Origin of the sequence: Pseudoalteromonas sp. GutCa3, from assembly GCF_002836155.1 — a bacterium.
Classification (GTDB): Bacteria; Pseudomonadota; Gammaproteobacteria; order Enterobacterales; family Alteromonadaceae; genus Pseudoalteromonas; species Pseudoalteromonas arctica.
This window is the reverse complement of the sequence record NZ_PJBK01000035.1, coordinates 42,122-61,992: the sequence shown is the minus strand read 5'-3', so window position 1 is coordinate 61,992 and position 19,871 is coordinate 42,122. Positions and strand designations below refer to the sequence as shown.

The following is a 19,871-nucleotide window of genomic DNA, read 5'->3' as shown; positions in this document are numbered from 1 at the left end:
TCATGAAATACATAGCGCCATTATTAGCAGTCTTAATGCTCAGTGCATGTTCCAGCAAACCGGTTACATCGGGTATTTCTGTTGAACAAAATAAAAACCAGTTTAATGAGCAATTACGTGTAGATAACCCAGAGCTTGGTAAAAAGCTGGCCATTACTGATGTGAAAACACGTCAAACCAACCAGTTAACCGATGTAGTAGTGACACTTTCGAGCCAGTATAAAAAATCACAATATTTGCAGTATCAGTTTAATTGGTTTGATAAAGACGGCTTTGTTATTAAAGGCAATCATTCACCTTGGCAAGCACTCACCTTATTTGGTTTTGCAAAAACACAATTACCGGGCTTAGCACCGAGCTCTGATGCGGTTACCTTTTCTTTAGCAGTAAGAGAAGTGTCTACCGAATCACAAGAATTTAAAGATTAAAGGAAACAACCATGATAATCAGTAACAAATTTAAAACAGCATCAACTTACGCTTTAGTTGGCCTAAGCGCTTTAGTATTAAGTGGCTGTGCTAATAAAGCCGTAGTAAGTTATGGCGATGCACAAGCAGTAGAAACAACAGATATTAATTTTGGTTCTACCGACTTACAAAAAGTAGCGAGCCAAATGACCGACTCATTACTCAGCTCACCTGTTGTTGGCACAATGACCGCTAATAAACGCCCTGTAGTATTTGTTGAGCGTATTAAAAATAAAACCAGCGAGCACATTGATACAGAATCAATCACCGATTCAATCTCAACACAAATGCTACGCAGCGGTAAGTTCCGTTTTGTAGATATGACCCGTGTTGAGTCAGTACGTGAGCAATTAACGTTTCAAAATGAAGATGCTCTTGTTAACCCTGCAACAGCCGTTGCATTTGGTAAACAAATTGGTGCGCAATATATGTTATACGGAAATTTATCGAGCATAGTTAAATCAAATGCCGATAAATCAGACGTATACTACAAATTTACGATGCGTTTAATGGATATGGAAAGCGGCCTAGTTGAATGGGCAGACGAAACTGAAATTCGTAAAACTAAAGAAAAATCAACCTTTGGCTGGTAGCTAATACCAATCTGCTTATATATGGGGTCTATTTAACGTTAAGAAAATTACGCTAGTACTAGGCAAAAATTTTTGTATTTAGTTGTTCTAAATAAAAAATTTTTAACGACGTTATAGCGCAATTTAATTCGTTAAATTGATCAAAGATTTATGCAGGTTGGTATAAAAGGAGCAAGTTATGAAAGCAATTACAGTAATTATGTGCGCTTTACTTACAATAAGTGCACCTACGTTTGCTAAATACGAGCGCAATAAAGCAGTCCCTGTGCAGCAAGTTTTATTTGGTGACGTAAAATCGGTACGCAATATTACCGAACAAGAAATCATTCAAGACAAAAACAACGGCTGGAAAACCTTCGGCGGTGCATTACTCGGTGGCGTAGTAGGCAACCAGTTTGGTGGTGGTAGCGGCCGCACAGTAGCAACAATATTAGGTTCGGTAATTGGCGGCAGTGTTGCACATAATAGGCAGCAGCAAAGTCATTATCAGCAAAATCACTTTGTAGAGTTATTAATACAAGTTGAAAATGGAGACCAGTTTATGGTTGTTCAAGATCAGGACCAATCAATGCGTTTTAGCAAAGGCGATAACGTAAGATTAGTGTACTTGAACGACAACACAGTGCGTGTAGATAAAGCGTACTAGGACGTGCTGAACTTTGGTGGTTGAATTTGCAGCAGAATGTTTGGTATTTAGACAAGGCAGAGCCTATGAACTGTGGTTGTTCCCTATAAATAGGCGATAACGCAGCATAAATGCCAAACATGCGCTGCCCGAAGGGTTCTGCCTAGGGGCGATTTACTCTTTGTTGCTCGGTTTTTACTTAGCCCACTAGGTTACAAACCTCGCGTCGCGATTTAATCGCCCCTAGATTGAACAAATTTCAATCCACAAAGATCAACACGCCCTGTTAATATATTCATGACTAAAGTAAAAAACGAGCCAAATTTGGCTCGTTTTTTTATTATTTTTTTAATAACTATACTTGGCGATAGTCTTTAAAAAAGCGCTTCATTTTTAACATCGCATCGGATAAATCATCTTTGCTTGGTAAAAATACCAACCTAAAATGATCCGGCTCGGGCCAATTAAACGCCCTGCCATGTACAAGTAATATTTTTTCGGCTTTTAGCAAATCGTACATCATCTTTTCATCATCTTTAACGTTAAAAAGTGCTGTATCAACTTTAGCAAACGCATAGAGCGCGCCTTTAGGTTTTTTACAACTAATGCCTTCAATAGCATTTAATCCACGCCATGCAATATCACGCTGCTCATATAAGCGCCCACCCGGGTTTATTAGACTATCAATTGATTGCACGCCACCCAACGCCTGTTGAATTGCATATTGTGCAGGTACATTTGCGCACAAACGCATAGATGAAAGTATTTCTAGGCCTTTGCGTAAATCATCCATTACCGAGGTACGACCGCTCAAAACCATCCACCCCATTCTCAGCCCCGCTGCACGGTATGTTTTTGCTAAACCATTAAAAGTAATAATAGGCACATCGTCGCAAAGTGAGCCGATTGAAGTATGCGTTATACCATCGTATAAAATCTTCTCGTAAATTTCATCGCTCAATAACAGTAATTTGTGTTCGCGTGCGATATCGATTAATTGCATTAACAAGTCGTCGCTATAAACCGCACCGGTTGGATTATTAGGGTTAATTAATACCAATGCTTTTGTTTTTGAAGTGATTTTACTTTTTATATCTGCAATGTCCGGAAACCAATCTTGCTCTTCATCACATAAATAATGTACCGGATTACCACCCGATAACGTGACCGAAGCAGTCCAAAGTGGATAATCTGGAGCAGGAATAAGCACTTCGTCACCATTATTTAATAGCGCTTGAGTGATCATTTGAATGAGTTCGCTTACGCCATTACCAATATAAATGTTATCTACATCTAAATTATGTAATCCACGTTGTTGGTAATGCTGATAAATAGCCACGCGGGCTGAATAGAGGCCTTTAGAGTCACAGTAGCCTTGGGCTGAATATAAGTTGCGGATAATATCGCGGTGCATGTCCTCTGGCATATCAAAACCAAAAGCAGCCGGATTACCTATATTCAATTTTAATACTTTTTGACCTTCGTCTTCCATTTTTTTAGCTTGTGCTAAAACCGGCCCACGAATGTCATAACATACACCTTCTAATTTGTGACTCTTTTTAATATCAGACATTTTTACCTCGACTAGTGAGTCTTTAGACTAACCTAGTAAAGGCGCAAAATGCCAGTGTATTTGATTACTTAGTACTGAAATAAATTCACGTTTCAGTTTCAATAATTAACGAGATGCTAACCATTCATTTAGCTTAGCTTGAGAGCCAGTTACTTGAGCCATTAAGCTATTAGATGCGTCGATGGCTTCAGCTAAGTTATCTAGGTTTAAATTTTGTTCAATAACGCGAGATACTTCAGCAAGGCTTGAAGCACCAAACTGCGCAGCGTTAGATTTTAAGCTATGAGAATGACGAATAGCCGCTTCTCTGTCTTTTCCAATGGTTGCTAAAACTTCAGAGCCTAAACGCTCAAACTCCGAGCAGCAAAAATCAAGTGTATCAGCAAACTGCTCACCCAATAACGATTCCATACTCTCTAATGCTGATGTATCAATATTTATTTCTGTCATATTTTAAGCCCTTAAAACAATCCATGTAAATTACAGTTTAATAGTACTACTTTATATTGATGCGTAAAAAAAACCAACTTAATTACCTTATAAATGTATAATTGTGAGGATCATACTGGCAACAAAAAGTTTATTAAATGGCACGCACACTTTGTAATCATTGTAACTTTGCACTTAACACCTGTATTTGCAGCGCAATTACAAATATAAACAACAAAGTTAAGGTTATTATTCTACAGCACCCAAGCGAAGAAAAAATAGCAAAAAATACCGCTAAACTACTCAATTTATGCCTAACTGATTGCCAAATAGTCAAAGGCGAAAATAATGACGACTTTTCTATTCTTAAATCACTGCCAGTAAGCTCAACTGTTTTGCTCTACCCTAACGAACATGCTGTAAATTTAGACGATAGCGCTGAGCAATCTAATATAAAAAACATCACCCATTTAATCGTGGTTGATGGTACATGGAAAAAAGCCTACAAAATTTTGCAGCTCACCACATTGCTAAATCAATTCAAAACGGTCAGTTTTAAACAGTTACCTAAAAATCGTTATGCTATTCGTAAAGCCCCTAGGGCCGACAGCCTATCCACACTTGAAGCCGTAGCGCATAGTTTGTTTTTAATAGAGCAGTTAAATCCTGCACCACTTTATAATGTGCTTGATGAATTAATACAAAAACAAACCCAACACATGCCCGAGCACGTAAAAGCACGTTACTTAGATTAAATTCGTTACTATATGAAACTTGCAATGCGTAACTACCCTAACAGGCTAAAACGTGGCTTTACTCGCCAAGGCCCCGACTATCGCTTTGACGACCAAGTCGACTTTAGCGATATAAGAGATACCTTTGGCTTTAGGTCAATGGTCGTCGGTAAATGGGTAACTAAAGAAGAGCGCTACATTAGCGCTAATTTAATTTACGATGCACTGGCCGACCTTGCACAAATACTGCATTTACCGCCCAAAGCTATTGGTCTTCGTGGCAAACTTAACTTTGCATTTGGTCATGGTGGTCAAAAAGGTGTGCAAGCGCATTATAATGCAGCCTCTCAAACACTTGCTCTTGCAAAAAATGCAGGCGGTGGTGCACTTGCTCACGAATGGTTTCATGCGTTTGATCATCATATAAGCGAGCATTTATTTGCAGCAAAACCGCGATTTGGTTTTGCCTCAAAATTATGGCTTTCAAACACGCCTAATTTATCGCATCCACTTAATAATGCTTTGAACACTTTTTATAAAAATGTATTTTTAGATGAAGATGGTATTGATGCAAATAGCTTTGTACAAACGTGTATAGAACACGATAAGGCTCACAATATGAATTATATGAGCATGCCAGAAGAACTTGCAGCACGTTGTTTTGAAGCCTGTATTGAGCAGCATTCAAATATAAAAAATAGCTTTTTAGTGGGGGGCTTACAAAGTAGTAATTTAATATACCCAAATATTGGGCATATTAATAAAGCAAATGAAGCGCTTAACCAGTACTTTGAACTACTGGGTTATGCGCTTCATAAAATAGACGAGTAATGTCTATATTTGGTGATTACTTATCGTCACTAATACGACTTGCTACTGCACTGTTTTGATCTTTATATTTTGCATCTTTACGGATGTTGTATGGGTTTTCACACGGGCCCGATAGCATTTCAAAGCTCATAGCCCCAATTTTCATCAGTGGGCGAAGCGCCAGTGGTAATTTACCTGAGTTGTAAAACTCTAAAACAATATTACCGCTCCAGCCTGGGTCTATTCGGTGCGCGGTTACATGCACCATTAACCCCAAACGCGCAAGCGATGAGCGTCCATCTAACCACCCTACTATATCTGCTGGCAGAGTTACTTTTTCGTGTGTTATAGCAAGTGCAAGTTCACCTGGGTGTAAAAAAAATGCTTCACCTTCATCAAGCACTATTTCTTCACTCATGATTGATTCCATGGCTTTATTTAACTGATCTTTTGGACCACTTAAATCCACGTATGCTGCATTATGCGCATTAAAAGTTCTAAATTTATTACCTAATCGCAAATCGGCAGTTACGCCTGAAATCATGTCACTTGTTGGCGCAGGCTCAATAACAATGCGACCATCGCTTAGGTATTCATTAATATGTGTGTCTGAAAGTCTCATTATTTACTAATCTTCTGTAATCACAATTTCAATTGCATTGTGATGCTGTTGATAATAGAGCGTGCTGGCTATAAGCCTCGCTGCTGCGCTGTATGTTTTGCTTATCGCCGCGTCGTTATCGTTGGCAATAAGTTTTCCTTGCTCAGAATACTCACGTATATCTATTGCAAGCGGAATATGGCTAAGTACGGGCACGCCGTGCTTGTGCGCCAGTTTTTGTGCACCGTCTTTACCAAATACGTGGTTAGCTTCACCGCAGTGGCTGCAAATGTAATAACTCATGTTTTCAATTAAGCCCAGCACTGGCACGTTTACTTTATTAAACATAGCAATGCCTTTTTGCGCATCGGCTAGGGCTAAGTCTTGCGGTGTAGTGACAATAACAGTACCGCTCGCTGGTACTTTTTGGCTCATTGTTAGTTGAATATCACCGGTGCCCGGTGGCATATCCACAATTAAGTAATCAAGCTCACCCCAATCAGTCTCGTTAAGCAATTGGCTAAGTGCGCCTGACGCCATTGGTCCGCGCCATACAGTGGCGTCATCGCTTGGGACTAAAAAGCCAATTGACTGCGCTTTAATGCCGTTTGCATCAAAAGGCTGTAGCTGTTTGTTATCTTTAGTTACGGGCTCTGCGCCTACCAAGCCTAAAAGCATTGGAATAGATGGGCCATAAATATCAGCGTCTAAAATACCCACCTTTGCGCCTTCGTTTTTAAGGGCGCCCGCCAAGTTAACGGCAGTAGTCGACTTACCTACTCCGCCTTTGCCTGAGGCAATAAGCACAATATGTTTAATCGCCTTAAACTTAGCTGCCTCTTTAATGATAACCTTGGCGCTAATTGTTACAGGCACATTTAAGCTTTCACTTACGTGTTGCTCAACTAAAGGCATTTCTGATTGCCCAGCAAATGGCAGGGTTAATTTAATGTGTAGTGATTTATCGTCATTTTGAGTAATAGTATCAATGAAGCTTTCGTCAATACCGACGGCAAAAGCCGCACTACGATATGCCGCTAAGGCAGTAATAATCGGTTGTTTTTGCACCGATTTAGAAGAGAATAGTTTCGACAGTCCAAACATAGCAATTAAATAGCGTTTCTTTGATGAAAAGTGCCACGGAATTATGTAACATTCAGGGCATTAACACCAGTCAATTAATAAAAATCCATAAGCTGTGCGCACTCTAAGCAGATAGCTTGTAGATAAATTAATGATAATTGCCGTTTGTATAATAAAAACGGCGTTTTATCCTCAATTCGGAATGATTATGACGCAGCGAAAGATCCTGATTACCAGCGCATTACCTTATGCAAATGGCCCTACTCACTTAGGTCATCTATTGGAATATATTCAAACTGATATTTGGTCACGTTTTCAAAAACTACAGGGCCACGAAGCTTATTATGTTTGCGCAGACGATGCCCACGGCACGCCAATTATGCTTAATGCGCAAAAGCAAGGGATCACGCCTGAAGAAATGGTAAAACAAGTGAGCATAGAGCGCCAACGCGACTTCGCTGACTTTAATATCAAATTTGATAACTACCACAGTACGCATAGCCAAGAAAACAAAGAATTAAGCGAACTTATTTATAACCGCCTAAACGATGCCGGTCATATTAAAAAGCACACTATTTCGCAATTATTCGATCCAGAAAAAGGTATTTTCTTACCCGATCGTTTTGTAACTGGTACTTGCCCAACGTGTAAATCTGAAAACCAAAACGGCGACAGTTGTGATTCGTGTGGTGCTACATACAGCCCTACCGAACTCATTAATCCGCGTTCTGTAATGTCAGGTGCAGAGCCTGTACTTAAAGATTCTGAACATTACTTTTTTGACCTGCCAGCATTTGAAGGCATGCTAAAAGAGTGGTTACACTCGGGCACTATTCAACAAGAAATGGCTAACAAGCTAGACGAATGGTTTACCGATGGCCTGCAGCAGTGGGATATTAGCCGTGATGCGCCTTACTTTGGTTTTGAAATTCCAAATGCACCGGGCAAATATTTTTACGTTTGGTTAGATGCACCTATTGGTTACATGGCGAGCTTTAAAAACCTATGTGATAAAAAAGGCATCAACTTTGATGAGTTTTGGGCTGAAGGTTCAGACGCTGAGCTTTATCACTTTATTGGTAAAGACATCATTTATTTCCACAGCTTATTTTGGCCAGCAATGTTAGAAGGCGCTAATTTTAGAAAGCCAACTAACGTATTCGCTCATGGTTTTGTTACTGTAAATGGCGAAAAAATGTCTAAATCAAAGGGTACGTTTATTAAAGCGCGTACTTATTTAGATAACTTAAACCCAGAGTACTTACGTTACTACTACGCAGCAAAATTAAGCAGCGGTATTGTTGATCTTGATTTAAACCTAGAAGACTTTGCACAACGCGTAAATTCGGACCTAGTAGGTAAAGTAGTAAACATAGCGAGCCGTTGTGCTGGCTTTATTACTAAAAAGTTTGATGGCAAGCTAAGCAGCACTATTATGCAACCAGAGCTGTTAGCAGAGTTTCAAGCGGCTGCACCTAGCATTACAACACACTATGAGAACCGCGATTACAGCCGCGCAATTCGCGAAATAATGGCGCTTGCCGACAAAGCAAACCAATTTATTGATGGCGCAGCACCTTGGGTATTAATTAAAGACGAAACTAAGCAACAAGAAGCACACGAAGTGTGTTCTCTTGGTCTTAACTTGTTCCGCGTTTTAATTACTTACTTAAAACCAGTGCTACCAGAAATGGCCGACAACGTACAAGCATTTTTAAATGACGACCTTGCATGGGACGGCGTTCAAAATGCTCTCGTAAGCCACCCTATCAATAAATTTAAACCGTTAATGCAGCGTGTTGAAATGGATAAAGTAAATAAAATGGTTGAAGAATCTAAAGAAAGCTTAGCGCCAAAAGTAACTATTGACCCTAACAGCCCACTTGCAAAAGAGCCGATTAGCGACGAAATAGAATTTGATGACTTTGCAAAAGTAGACTTACGCGTAGCTAAAATTGCTAAAGCAGAGCACGTAGAAGGCGCTGATAAACTACTTAAGCTAACACTTGATTTAGGCGGCGAAACTCGCCAAGTGTTTGCAGGTATTAAATCAGCTTACGCACCAGAGGATCTCGAAGGTAAGTTAACCGTTATGGTCGCTAACCTTAAGCCTCGTAAAATGCGCTTTGGTATGTCTGAGGGCATGGTATTAGCAGCAGGTCCTGGCGGAAAAGAAATTTATATTCTTAACCCAGATGACGGCTCAGAGCCTGGTATGCGCGTAATGTAATATTACTCATACAATAAAAACCGCTGATACATCAGCGGTTTTTTTATGGGCAAAAGCAATGTTTAGTCGTATATTCAATACGAATGCCTCTGTATTAAATAAAGTGAATTGTAATTATGACCCAAATTTTAGATGCCAACAGAATAAAAGTAAGTAGCCAAATAAAACAACACAAATTAGTCGCCATACTGCGCTTAAAGCAACAAGGTGATGTAGCACCATTAATTGATTGTTTAGTTAATGCGGGCATAAACGCACTCGAGATCACGTCAAATACACCGGGCTTTGAGCAAGAAATAGCAAAAGCTCGTGCAGCTCATAAAAACGCACTTATTGGTGCAGGCACAATAATTAACACCACCCTTGCTCAGCAAGCAATTGATGCAGGCGCGCAGTTTATTGTAACGCCAAATACCAACAAATCGGTTGTCGAACTTGCCCACCAGCACGGGTTACCAGTATTAATGGGCGCGCTAACACCTACCGATGTAGCAAATGCAATTGAATATAAGGCAGATATTATTAAGGTATTTCCTGCGGGCAGTATGGGCGTTGGTTACTTTAAAGCATTAACAGGTCCATTTTCAGAAGCACAATTAATACCTGTTGGTGGTGTGAATTTAGATAATTTATCACAATGGTTTGAAGCAGGTGCTTGTGGCGCGGCAGTAAGTGGCGATTTTTGTAAGGTATTAAATACCGAACAAGAGCGTAGCCACCTTACCAAGCTTGTAAAAAACTATATAAGTAAACTGCCTAAATAGGCAGTTTATTTTATTTATAAAATAGCCAAATGTGTGCTCATAAAATTTGATTGGGCGCTATACAAAATTAATTACTACTAATTAATTCAGCTTTTTCAATACGCGATCTTTTCTTGGTAGGTAATAATTATCGTAATCAAGTGACACTATAACGCGCTCTGCTTTTCCTAATAACTCGTTACGCGGAATTAAACCTATTACACGCGAGTCAGCGCTATTGTCGCGGTTATCGCCCATTGCTAAGTAATAATCATCAGGAATTGTAATTGCATCAAACCCCGATAAACGTGAAGGAATATTTGCCACTCTTATCGAATGCTCTAATCCGTTTAAATCTTCAATTTTATCAAGCGAGTCTATGTTGCTTCGCTGATCTGCATAATTAAGTTTTTTACCATTAATAATGAGCTCATTATTTTCAAGCGCAACGGTGTCTCCTGGCACACCAATTACACGTTTAATTAAACGGTTATCGGCAGCTTGTGAGTCAAAAACAATAATATCACCAGCTTGTGGATCCGCTAATTTAAGTAATTTTATGTGCGTAAATGGGACGCGAATATCGTAGGCCATTTTATCGGTAAGTATTCTGTCACCTTCTTGAATGGTCGGTTTCATTGAGCCTGTTGGCACTTCGTACCAATCGGCAACAGCGCTTCTAAATACGCTCATCAGTGCAATAAATACGATAAGAGAGCGGTTATTTTTCCAAAACTTATAAACTAATTTCATGCCTATTCCTTCAATTGAACAAGTCTTTAATTGAGTAACTATTTATATGACTTTGCTAATTAGCTGCAGTTCAATCAATGATGTAACAAAACATGTTGACTACTAATTTTAATTGATCGATTAAATTTAGAGCGTCGTAACATTTAACGAAACCAACGGGTATTAACTTAAAGGAAAATAAAATGTTTAAGAAAATTACTACTGCATTATTGTTTACAACTGCAAGCCTTGGATTTACTACAATGGCTTATGCTGATCATCATGGTATGAAAAAAGACGTTGTTGAAGTAGCCGTTGAAAATGGTTCGTTCACTACTCTTGTTGCTGCTGTTAAAGCCGCAGGTTTAGTTGAAACACTGCAAGGTAAAGGACCGTTTACTATTTTTGCACCAACAGATGCTGCATTTTCTAAATTACCTGAAGGCACTGTTGAAATGCTACTCAAGCCTGAAAACAAAGACAAGCTAACGGCGGTATTAACTTATCACGTAGTGTCTGGAAAAGTGATGGCAGCCGACGTAATGAAGGTAGATAGTGCGAAAACACTACAAGGCCAATCAGTTATGGTTAAAGCCGACAGCATGGGCGTAATGATAAATGACGCTAAAGTTGTAAAAGCTGATGTAAAAGCAAGCAACGGCGTAATTCATGTTATCGACACCGTACTACTTCCAAAAGAGTAGTCATAAAAGAATAAGCCAAATAAAAAAGCATAAGTAAATACTTATGCTCTTTTATTTATTTTTGTTTCATCACATAAAAAATTATTGATTTAGTTTTTCTTTCGCTTCTTTTACTTTTTCAAAATCTAAACCAAGTTCATCAGTCGCTTCTTTAATAAGGTGCGGTTGAGTCATTACGACTGCCATTAGTTGCTGTAGTTTTTCTGGCGGAATACCAAGCTCTTGAACAAGCGCCATTGCCATCATTGGGTTTTGAGTAAACGCTTCAAACAATGCTTTTACTTTTTCGTCGCTTACATTGTGCTCTTTAAGTATTGCTAGTATTGGATTCATTATTAAACCTTAAGTGTTTTTTATAGGGCTTAGTATATGGGCTAAACCCTAAAATTAAAGAGTTACTCTACAAGTAAAACAACTTTACCAGCATTTTCATTACGCTCTAAAATAGCATGAGCTTCGTTTGCGTCGCTCCAAGGCAATGTTTTATACAGGTTAAAGTCGTACTTTTTAGTGGCAATATCATTGTAAAAACGCGCTACAAAGTCGTCGCGCACCTGGCGTTTAAACTCAATACTACGATTTCTAAGCGTTGAGGCATGAAACGAAATACGTTTGCGTAAAAGCGCGGCAAAATCAACTTCTGCAAAGCGTCCATCTAAAAATGCAAGCATCACAATTTGGCAATCCATCGCTGCAATAGCGGCATTTTTATTTAAGTAACTCCCCGAAACAGGATCTACAATTGCATTTGCTGTTAACTCATTTGCTTTCATATATTCTACAAAGTCGGTGGTTTTGTAGTTAATTGCATGATCGGCACCGAGTTCTTTTGCGTGTCGGCATTTGTCATCCGTACCTGCGGTAATAACCACGGTAGCACCTGCGCTTTTAGCCATTTGAATTGCTGCACCGCCCACACCACTAGCACCTGCATGAATAAGCGCTGTTTGCCCTTTTTGCAATTTACCAAGCTCAAATAACGCGCCAAATGCTGTTAGGTACACTTCGCTTATTGCTGCGCCTTCAGCCATTGTTACATCATCGGGTAATTCCATAAGCTGCTTTGCATCAACGGCTACATATTCACTGTAAGCGCCACCAGAACACAAAGCAAAAACACGTTTATTAAGCCAAACTCTATCAACTTTACCACCAATATCGCTAACAACACCGGCACATTCTAAACCTAAAATAGGACTATCTCCCGCAGGGGCCGGGTATTTACCTTGGCGCTGCATACTGTCTGCACGGTTTACACCTATTGCTGCAACTTTAACAAGTACTTCATGGCTCTTTAAAACCGGTTTTTCGGTTTCACTAAATGCAAGATTACCATCTTCATGAGAAATATATTTCATTGTTGCTCCAAGTTTAAAAACTGTAATAACATATAGATGGGGATGAACACAGATTCAAACAACCTCAAAAGCGCCAACTTTGTTTGTAAGGATAAACATCGGGTAGAAAACCATTGTGTACTTGTTGCTGACAACCTTGCCAAAACGTCGCTAAAAACAAGTTACTGTGCTCATTATTAAAATAATTAAACGCAATCTCGTTGGCGCTAAAAAACACATTAAATTGGCTCGGAAATATATCGTTTTCAGCTATATCAAAATACGAGTTACTACTTAGCTCTTCAAGTGCATTTTGGGTTTGTGGCACCTCTCTAAAGTTGCAATCGGTTAGTGGGCAAATTTCGTCAAAGTCGTAAAACACAACTCGCCCCCATCGCGTTACGCCAAAGTTTTTCATTAGCATGTCGCCCGGAAATATATTAGCACCGGCTAATTCTTTAATTGCTTTACCGTAATCATGCATAACTCTCTCTAAGGTTTTGTTATCGCATTGGGTAATATATAAATTAAGCGGGGTCATTTTACGCTCAACATAAACGTGCTTTAAAATAAGTGCCTTGCCAGATATAACCATGCTGCTACCAATTTGGCTTTTCATCTGCTCAAGCAGCTCGTCGCTAAAACGGCTTAAATCAAACGCTAAATATCTAAATTCGTGTGTGTCTACCAAACGACCAACCCTATCGGCTTGTTTTACAAAGTTATACTTTTCTTTCACTTGTGCTTTGGTGGCTGTTTTTGGCGCACTAAATTTGTCTTTAATTACTTTATAAACGTAATCTAGCCCTTCAATAGTAAATACCAGCATTACCATACCCGGCGTCCCTGGTGCTGTAACATACTTGAAGTTGGCTGGGCTATTTTTAGTCGTATCAACCTTGTGCCGATAAAACTCAGTTTTGGCGTGCTTTATAAAACCAATGGCGTTAAATAACTCAAAGCGTTGTTTATGTGGCATTAACACACTTAAGTAATCTACATAACGAGCGGGCTTATCGGTATCAACCATAAAATAGGTGCGTGCAAAACCAAATAATAAACTTAATTGATCGGCGCCCATCATTACAGCATCAAGCTTTAATCCCTCATCGGTATTTAAAATAGCGATAGCAAAAGGCATATTGTCGCCATTTTTAGCAATGCAGCGCCCAATTAAATAACAGGCTTTGTTTCTAAAAAATAATGAGTTGGCGTATTCAATATACCCATCGTTTAAATTTATAAGTTCGTACACCTGTTTGCATTGCTGCTTAGCGCCTTGCATTAACGTACTTTGTAATGTGGCTACATCGCGTTCTAAATGACTAAACGGCACTCTAAATACTTGATTAGTGATAAGCGTTTTAACGGCGTTATTAAACCCATTATGTAGCGATACCCTGCTCACTAAGCTTTCATAAGAGCGCGGCTCACTACGATACTTTGCTTTTAATACAAACAAATGCACAGTACGAATTTTTTTATCGTCCCAAATTGCGCCAAACGTTGAGTTAAAAAAGGTATGCGCAATAGGTTTATTTTCGTGATTTTCTACCATATCGCCGTAAATATTTTTAGCTAACTGCCACGTTTGCGGGCAAGTAAGTTCAGCATAAGCAATAACTCTCACGGCTTCACTCACGTTTTTAACTTCGCGCTCATACACCTGTAAACGTTCACGCATAGCACTTTGTACACTGTGATACTGTCGTTGTTCAAAACGGCTTTGTGCACCCAGTGTAATATTTAAAAATTGCGAAAACATCGCCTCAAATCCAGCAAAAACAGATCGTGCAAGCTTACTGGCTACAACGTGTTGTAGCGCATTATTAGATTGATTTGTTAGCTTATTTTGCATAAATACAGCACTTATATTGATGCCAGTTATGGCGGTTATTTTTTATTAATGGTTTACACCTTAGCAAGCAGGCTTTAATTTAGATAATTAATAAAGCATATAAATAGAATTTATTGGGCGTATTGACCTTTCGAGGTTAATTTTGCAGCCGTGTATTTGGTTTTTAAGCAAGGCAAAGTACATGTAGTGTGGTGACTCCCCATAAATGTACTTTAACGCTGCATAAAGGCCAAATACACACTGCCCATAGGGTTCTTTCTAGGGACGATTAACTCTTTGTTACTCGATTTTTACTTAGCCCACTAGGTGGCAAACCTCGCGCCGCGATTAAATCGCCCCTAGATTGAACAAATTTCAACCCTGAAAGGCCAACACGCCCATATGAATATAAGAAATGTCGATCTTAACCTTCTCGTTTACTTAAATGTGTTAATAGATGAAAAAAGTGTGTCAAAAGCTGCAAATAAACTTGCTCTTACGCAACCAGCTATGAGTAATGCGCTAAAACGTTTGCGCGATTTATTTGACGACCCGCTACTTGTGCGTGCCGCAGGCTCTATGACGCCAACGGCAAAGGCACTTGCATTAAAGCCTGAAGTTGAGGCCCTATTAAAAATGGCTGAAGCTATTACGCAGCCTAGTGAGCAGTTTAACCCTACAACCGCTGAAGTTACGTTTAGAATAATGGCAAACGACTATATAGAGTCGACCTTAATAGCCCCTTTTATAACGGCGCAGCTTAGTAAAAACCCCGGTATTAATTTTGATGTATTGAGCCCAAGCGACGTAAACCTACAAGATATGGAAAAAGGCACTATTGATTTAGCTATAAACCGCTTTAACGGTCTCCCTCGCTCGTTTCATCAGGCCAGTGTTTGGCGCGATAACTACTGTTGTTTAACGCATCCTAAAAATACATTTTTACAACATTCAGGGTTAGACGACTACTTACAAAAAGAACATATTTGGGTAAACCGTGCAGGCTGGGGACCAGAGGCCGCTGTTACTAATAAATCAGGTAAGCAAAAATTAGGCTGGGTAGACGAAGCCCTTTGGCAACTAGAACAAACCCGTAAAATACGTGTTTTTACTCGCCACTACATGGTCGCAAGCCTGCTTTGCCAATCAGAGCAACTTATTGCCACCCTACCGCGCAGGCAGGCTAAATTGTTAACCTCTCATACTGATTTAGTAATCAGCCCTGTACCATTTCAAATAGTGCCTATTGAGGTAAAAATGATATGGAGCCCGCTACTACACCACGCGCCTGCACACCAATGGTTAAGGCGTGAATTATTAGCGTTTGCTAAAACGATTGCAGATAGGTAATTAAGAGCAAACCTTTGATTAGTACTCAAGAGCCTAATGCGAGTGCCTGTGCTATGTACTGAATCATCTTATTTTGAGCTAATAGCTTGGTTAGCATTTTAAATACATTGAGTTAAAAACTATCTAATGAAAAAGCTAGAACTCAAATACAGTGTTCGCTGAAGAATTGAATCAAAATAGGTACTGCGTTATTCTTAATTAGTGATATAAAGTCAATAACTTTAGATACTCGTTATCAATAACCTAAGACATATTAAAAAATGGAATTTTATGTACCAATACCTATATTTGAAGTGTTCACTTATAATGAGCAAGGTCACCAAAATTAGCTTTCTTCCTTTCTCTAAAGTTGAAACTGATAATTTAAAAACCCTCTTATTTACTGCACGATTTTTTGTTTATATAGCTCTTGCATACTTTTTGAATGGGTTAGGTACTTTTTTATATGATGTTCATGAAGTTGTTAATTTATACAACTTTGAACAAACTTGGAGCGTAATATTTACAAATATTCATCAGACTCTACTGTTGAAAAAATTATTATGGGAGATGTTATTTAGCGCTGCTATATTAGCGACTGGAGGTATATTGGCTGCAATAGTTTCATTCGAGTTTAAATATGAAAGTAAAAGTGACTAACCTCAAGTCTTTGCTACATTAAAATAAACTTAATCGGATTATAAAAATATCATTAAATAACAACAACTTAAAAACCTTGCTGTGTAAGTGTTATTTAAGAGCCTTTTAAGGAAGATTATTATAAATATTGATTACTCTGCTTATTCACTTAGTGAATTAAACGAAGCAATTGAAAGTATTGACTCACATAAATATCCAGAGAACTACAAACGCCTTAAAGATGAATTAGCTAAACCAAATCGTAACGAGCCAAAAGCTGCGCAACAAATAGTAATAGCTAAAAAGAACACTAAGAAAACAAGTAAAGCGCTCCTGTGTATTGTTTTAGGTTTGTTTATTCTTTTGCGCAGCTATTTTAATTACGAAAGTGGTGTCATTTATAAGAGATACAATGAGCCGGCAGTGGCATCTTTAGAAAATAACCCGAAAAAGTTTTATTTATTTCTTTTTTTCACAATTAGTGCCGGAGGTTTTATTACGGCATATGGTATTCATGCTTTATTTTCTAAAAAAGAAGACAATGATAAACAAACTTAATAATAAGAATAACGATACTGCAAATAAAATTTTTGCTGTCTTTCAAAAATCCTATGCTATTGAGGCTAAACTGATCGGCGCGCATAACTTCCCTCCTTTAGCGCGTAATATTAAAGGTATAAAAAAGTCAGAAACAACTTTTTATGGCTACAGCGAAAAAGAATGTTTAGTAGCTGTTATTGAAGTAGATACAAACAACGAGTGTTTAGATATTTGTAGTTTAACCGTTGATCCTAGTCATTTTAAAAAAGGTATCGCAAGTAAGCTAATAAGTTATGTTTTAGCAATGGATGATTTTTCTCATGCAAGAGTTGAGACTGCGGTTGCTAATACTCCTGCAATAAATTTATATAAAAAGCATGGCTTCGTGGAATTTAAAAGATGGACTCCTTCACATGGTATTGAAAAACTGGCTATGTCGGTTGTAATTTAAATCAGTATTTCAAAATAGGTAATTTATAAATGGATAGTGCATCAATAATTGCGTGGAGTGTTTTGTTTGGCGGCATAGGTATTGGCTACCTTACTTACGGGCGAAGAAAAAAAGCCGTAGTGCCACTTTGTATTGGTTTGTCATTATTGGTTTTTCCGTACTTTATGACCAGTGTTAGCATGCTGTTGATTGTAGGCGGTATTTTAGTAGCTATTCCCTACTTTATTAAAATTTAACATTACTATTGTTATTGCTATTGCTATTGTGACGGATAAATAAAATACACGCGAAAAATAAAAAAGCGCCACGGTATTCAACTTTGGGAAAATACCGTGGCGCTTTTGGAAATCGTCGATATAGGAATCTACCTACAGCGTATTATTAGCAAGCTTAGTACCAACTTCATAAAATAATTAAAATTCAATAAAAACAATTAACTAAGATTCCTTCTTTATTCCTCAACTCCTCCCTTTGTTCCAGTTTTGTGCACACTTTCACCGCATTGCACCAAATTAATTAGTATTATTTAAGATTGTTTTCTGCGTTCTATTAACCATTAAATCTTACTATTGATAAAATCAATATCAGTTATTGAAAACAACAATTTTATTAATAATACACTTAGCGCTAGAGTGAAGTTAAGCCAACAAACTAAGAGTAATTATTATGACAACAACTTCTTTCACACGCCAAGACGGATTATTCATCGATGTTAACTTGCATCAGTTCATCGAAGAGCAGTTATGCACTAAGGCTAACACCACTGAAACTTACCAAGCGTTAGCTACTTTAGTTGACGAGTTTGGTTGTAAATGCCGTAAAACAAAGCATCAACCAGATGATGTATTAGAAGTTGATACATTATTAAATGCATACCAACTTAAAAATCATCCACTTTGCCATGTAGATGCACAAACTACGGAAGCCGTTTTAGACGAATATTGCTGCCAGGTTCCTGCAATTATTGTTGTTGCGTTAATGGATACGCTTAGTGGTACACAGTGCGATGAACCTCAAGCACATGAGATTTACCATCGTGCAGCGCAGTTAACCAACCGCCCTTGTATGCACAGAGTAAAAACTGCCTCAGCAGCTTAATAATGGATGTATTTAAAAGTGCTCGATAACCTTCTTTGCAAAGCCAGTACAAGTTAAGGTTATCGAGTTATGAATACTTGAGTTATCGGACTGCTCTTGCGCTAAATCAAAGGTTACTTCACCGCTTTTAAATGTTTGCTCTAACGCATTTTCTATCAGTAATGCGGCCTCGTCCCACCCCATAAATTTAAGCATTAATACCGCACTTAAAATACTACTGCTGGGGTTTGCTTTATTTTGCCCTGCTATACGTTCAAACGTGCCATGTGTAGGCTCAAAAAATGCGACATCGTTATTTAAATTTGCAGCAGGCATTATGCCAACACCACCAACTTGTGCGCTGAGCATATCAGCTAAAAAGTCACCATTTTGGTTAGTAGTAACCACTACATCAAATTGCTCTGGATGCATTAAACATTGTTGCAGCATGTTGTCGGCTATGACTTCTTTAATAATTAAGGGCGCTTGGTGTGCTCGCTCTATTTGCAACCAACGCCCATTTTCATGTGCAGTGGCATTAAACTCGTTTTGTGCAAGTGCAAACCCCCAACGCTTAAATGCACCATCGGTAAATTTAAGTACATTACCTTTGTGCACTAGCGTTAATGATTCACTATCGTTTTTAAGTGCATAGTTAATTGCAAAGCGCATTAGTCGCTCAGAGCCTTCTTTAGATATATTTTTAATACCAATTCCGCACTCTTGTGAAAACCTTAGGCGGGTTACGCCCATTTCCTCACATAAAAAATCGAGCATTTTTTCGCTTTCTACACTGCCTGCTTGCCACTCAATACCTGAGTACACGTCTTCGCTACTATCACGAAGCACTGTTATGTTTGTTAAAAAAGGGTTTTTTAAAGGAGAAGGGAGTGCACTAAAGCCTTTTATAGTGCGCATATTTACAAACAAATCCATTTCTTGCCTGAGTGCAACATTAAGAGATCGAAAGCCACCACCTAGTGGTGTGGTTAACGGCCCTTTTATGGCAATTTTACAGGCACGTACCGCGTTAATTGTTTCTTGTGGAAACCAATCACCGTCGTACAGCTTTGCGGCCTGCTCGCCATTATAAACCTGCATCCAATGAATTTTCCGTGCGCTTTTATAACAATGCTCAATTGCACTATCAACAACATGGCGCATTACCGGCATAACATCTAGACCCACGCCATCGCCATCAATGAAGGCAATTATAGGTTCTAACGGTATTTGCCAGTGTCCTTGTGCATCAATAGTGATATTTTGGCCGTGCTCAGGAACTTGAATATGCTGATACGTCATGGCTAAACCTAACTTAAAATAACGATTAATTGATT

23 protein-coding genes are annotated in these 19,871 nt (G+C 38.7%); 14 read left to right on the top strand and 9 right to left on the bottom strand.

All coding sequences use genetic code 11. The features are described 5' to 3' along the window. The first annotated feature begins 2 nt into the window (after positions 1 to 2). The 3 genes from CXF64_RS07725 (at position 3) to CXF64_RS07715 (ending at position 1,706) form a co-directional block, all read left to right on the top strand. Positions 3 to 428: a YcfL family protein gene (locus tag CXF64_RS07725; protein WP_007582549.1), complete on the top strand. Its 426-nt coding sequence runs from the start codon at positions 3 to 5 to the stop codon at positions 426 to 428. 11 nt (positions 429 to 439) lie between these two features. Further along, positions 440 to 1,060 (top strand): penicillin-binding protein activator LpoB, encoded by a 621-nt coding sequence (gene lpoB, locus CXF64_RS07720; protein WP_007375407.1) that lies wholly within the window; start codon positions 440 to 442, stop codon positions 1,058 to 1,060. A 178-nt stretch (positions 1,061 to 1,238) separates the two neighbouring features. After that, on the top strand, positions 1,239 to 1,706 hold the full coding sequence (locus tag CXF64_RS07715) for a glycine zipper 2TM domain-containing protein (RefSeq protein WP_008134100.1): 468 nt from the start codon (positions 1,239 to 1,241) through the stop codon (positions 1,704 to 1,706). A 334-nt stretch (positions 1,707 to 2,040) separates the two neighbouring features. Here the strand turns inward: CXF64_RS07715 and CXF64_RS07710 are convergent, their stop codons facing one another. Both CXF64_RS07710 and CXF64_RS07705 read right to left on the bottom strand, forming a co-directional pair. Then, complete coding sequence (locus tag CXF64_RS07710) at positions 2,041 to 3,258, bottom strand: pyridoxal phosphate-dependent aminotransferase (protein ID WP_024608138.1); 1,218 nt, start codon at positions 3,256 to 3,258, stop codon at positions 2,041 to 2,043. A gap of 105 nt (positions 3,259 to 3,363) precedes the next feature. Next, positions 3,364 to 3,708, bottom strand: a complete 345-nt coding sequence (locus CXF64_RS07705; RefSeq protein WP_007582543.1) for an Hpt domain-containing protein — start codon at positions 3,706 to 3,708, stop codon at positions 3,364 to 3,366. A 137-nt stretch (positions 3,709 to 3,845) separates the two neighbouring features. On the opposite strand from CXF64_RS07705, the gene CXF64_RS07700 reads away from it, so the two are divergent. Together CXF64_RS07700 and CXF64_RS07695 are read left to right on the top strand one after the other, a co-directional pair. Further along, positions 3,846 to 4,442, top strand: coding sequence for a tRNA-uridine aminocarboxypropyltransferase (locus tag CXF64_RS07700; protein WP_010554237.1), 597 nt, complete (start codon positions 3,846 to 3,848; stop codon positions 4,440 to 4,442). Positions 4,443 to 4,466: 24 nt separating this feature from the next. Then, on the top strand, positions 4,467 to 5,252 hold the full coding sequence (locus CXF64_RS07695; protein WP_101216741.1) for a CLCA_X family protein: 786 nt from the start codon (positions 4,467 to 4,469) through the stop codon (positions 5,250 to 5,252). 16 nt (positions 5,253 to 5,268) lie between these two features. Here the strand turns inward: CXF64_RS07695 and dcd are convergent, their stop codons facing one another. Then, complete coding sequence (gene dcd / locus CXF64_RS07690; protein ID WP_007582539.1) at positions 5,269 to 5,853, bottom strand: dCTP deaminase; 585 nt, start codon at positions 5,851 to 5,853, stop codon at positions 5,269 to 5,271. 6 nt (positions 5,854 to 5,859) lie between these two features. Beyond that, a complete protein-coding gene (apbC, locus tag CXF64_RS07685) occupies positions 5,860 to 6,936 on the bottom strand; it encodes an iron-sulfur cluster carrier protein ApbC (protein WP_033026641.1) in 1,077 nt (358 codons plus the stop codon). 187 nt (positions 6,937 to 7,123) lie between these two features. Here apbC and metG point away from each other — a divergent pair, with 187 nt between their 5' ends. Then, positions 7,124 to 9,145, top strand: a complete 2,022-nt coding sequence (gene metG / locus CXF64_RS07680) for a methionine--tRNA ligase (protein WP_007582537.1) — start codon at positions 7,124 to 7,126, stop codon at positions 9,143 to 9,145. A 116-nt stretch (positions 9,146 to 9,261) separates the two neighbouring features. Next, positions 9,262 to 9,909: a bifunctional 4-hydroxy-2-oxoglutarate aldolase/2-dehydro-3-deoxy-phosphogluconate aldolase gene (locus CXF64_RS07675; RefSeq protein ID WP_024593389.1), complete on the top strand. Its 648-nt coding sequence runs from the start codon at positions 9,262 to 9,264 to the stop codon at positions 9,907 to 9,909. 81 nt (positions 9,910 to 9,990) lie between these two features. Here CXF64_RS07675 and lepB read toward each other — a convergent pair whose 3' ends face one another. After that, positions 9,991 to 10,641: a signal peptidase I gene (gene lepB, locus CXF64_RS07670; protein WP_007582535.1), complete on the bottom strand. Its 651-nt coding sequence runs from the start codon at positions 10,639 to 10,641 to the stop codon at positions 9,991 to 9,993. A 182-nt stretch (positions 10,642 to 10,823) separates the two neighbouring features. Between lepB and CXF64_RS07665 the strand changes: the two genes are divergently transcribed. Then, positions 10,824 to 11,324 (top strand): fasciclin domain-containing protein, encoded by a 501-nt coding sequence (locus tag CXF64_RS07665; protein ID WP_007582534.1) that lies wholly within the window; start codon positions 10,824 to 10,826, stop codon positions 11,322 to 11,324. Between the two features lie 81 nt (positions 11,325 to 11,405). Here the strand turns inward: CXF64_RS07665 and CXF64_RS07660 are convergent, their stop codons facing one another. From CXF64_RS07660 to aceK, 3 genes are all read right to left on the bottom strand, one after another. Next, a complete protein-coding gene (locus CXF64_RS07660) occupies positions 11,406 to 11,657 on the bottom strand; it encodes a DUF2999 family protein (protein ID WP_007582532.1) in 252 nt (83 codons plus the stop codon). 62 nt (positions 11,658 to 11,719) lie between these two features. After that, a complete protein-coding gene (locus CXF64_RS07655) occupies positions 11,720 to 12,682 on the bottom strand; it encodes a zinc-binding dehydrogenase (protein WP_010554229.1) in 963 nt (320 codons plus the stop codon). 64 nt (positions 12,683 to 12,746) lie between these two features. Beyond that, entirely contained in the window at positions 12,747 to 14,519 is a 1,773-nt protein-coding gene (gene aceK / locus CXF64_RS07650; protein ID WP_101216733.1) for a bifunctional isocitrate dehydrogenase kinase/phosphatase, read from the bottom strand. A 381-nt stretch (positions 14,520 to 14,900) separates the two neighbouring features. Here aceK and CXF64_RS07645 point away from each other — a divergent pair, with 381 nt between their 5' ends. The 6 genes from CXF64_RS07645 to CXF64_RS07620 all read left to right on the top strand — a co-directional run bounded on the left by CXF64_RS07645 (position 14,901) and on the right by CXF64_RS07620 (position 18,555). After that, a complete protein-coding gene (locus CXF64_RS07645; protein ID WP_101216732.1) occupies positions 14,901 to 15,848 on the top strand; it encodes a LysR family transcriptional regulator in 948 nt (315 codons plus the stop codon). 306 nt (positions 15,849 to 16,154) lie between these two features. After that, complete coding sequence (locus CXF64_RS07640; RefSeq protein ID WP_133120254.1) at positions 16,155 to 16,487, top strand: hypothetical protein; 333 nt, start codon at positions 16,155 to 16,157, stop codon at positions 16,485 to 16,487. Between the two features lie 87 nt (positions 16,488 to 16,574). Then, positions 16,575 to 17,024, top strand: coding sequence for a hypothetical protein (locus CXF64_RS07635; RefSeq protein WP_101216730.1), 450 nt, complete (start codon positions 16,575 to 16,577; stop codon positions 17,022 to 17,024). Then, positions 17,008 to 17,457 (top strand): GNAT family N-acetyltransferase, encoded by a 450-nt coding sequence (locus CXF64_RS07630; RefSeq protein WP_101216729.1) that lies wholly within the window; start codon positions 17,008 to 17,010, stop codon positions 17,455 to 17,457. The genes CXF64_RS07635 and CXF64_RS07630 overlap by 17 nt, the downstream gene beginning before the upstream one ends. A gap of 29 nt (positions 17,458 to 17,486) precedes the next feature. Further along, on the top strand, positions 17,487 to 17,693 hold the full coding sequence (locus CXF64_RS07625; RefSeq protein ID WP_010554223.1) for a hypothetical protein: 207 nt from the start codon (positions 17,487 to 17,489) through the stop codon (positions 17,691 to 17,693). A gap of 430 nt (positions 17,694 to 18,123) precedes the next feature. Then, complete coding sequence (locus CXF64_RS07620; RefSeq protein WP_024593381.1) at positions 18,124 to 18,555, top strand: hypothetical protein; 432 nt, start codon at positions 18,124 to 18,126, stop codon at positions 18,553 to 18,555. A gap of 12 nt (positions 18,556 to 18,567) precedes the next feature. On the opposite strand, the gene icd is transcribed toward CXF64_RS07620, so the two are convergent. Next, positions 18,568 to 19,836, bottom strand: coding sequence for an NADP-dependent isocitrate dehydrogenase (icd, locus tag CXF64_RS07615; RefSeq protein WP_101216728.1), 1,269 nt, complete (start codon positions 19,834 to 19,836; stop codon positions 18,568 to 18,570). Between the last annotated feature and the right edge of the window lie 35 nt (positions 19,837 to 19,871).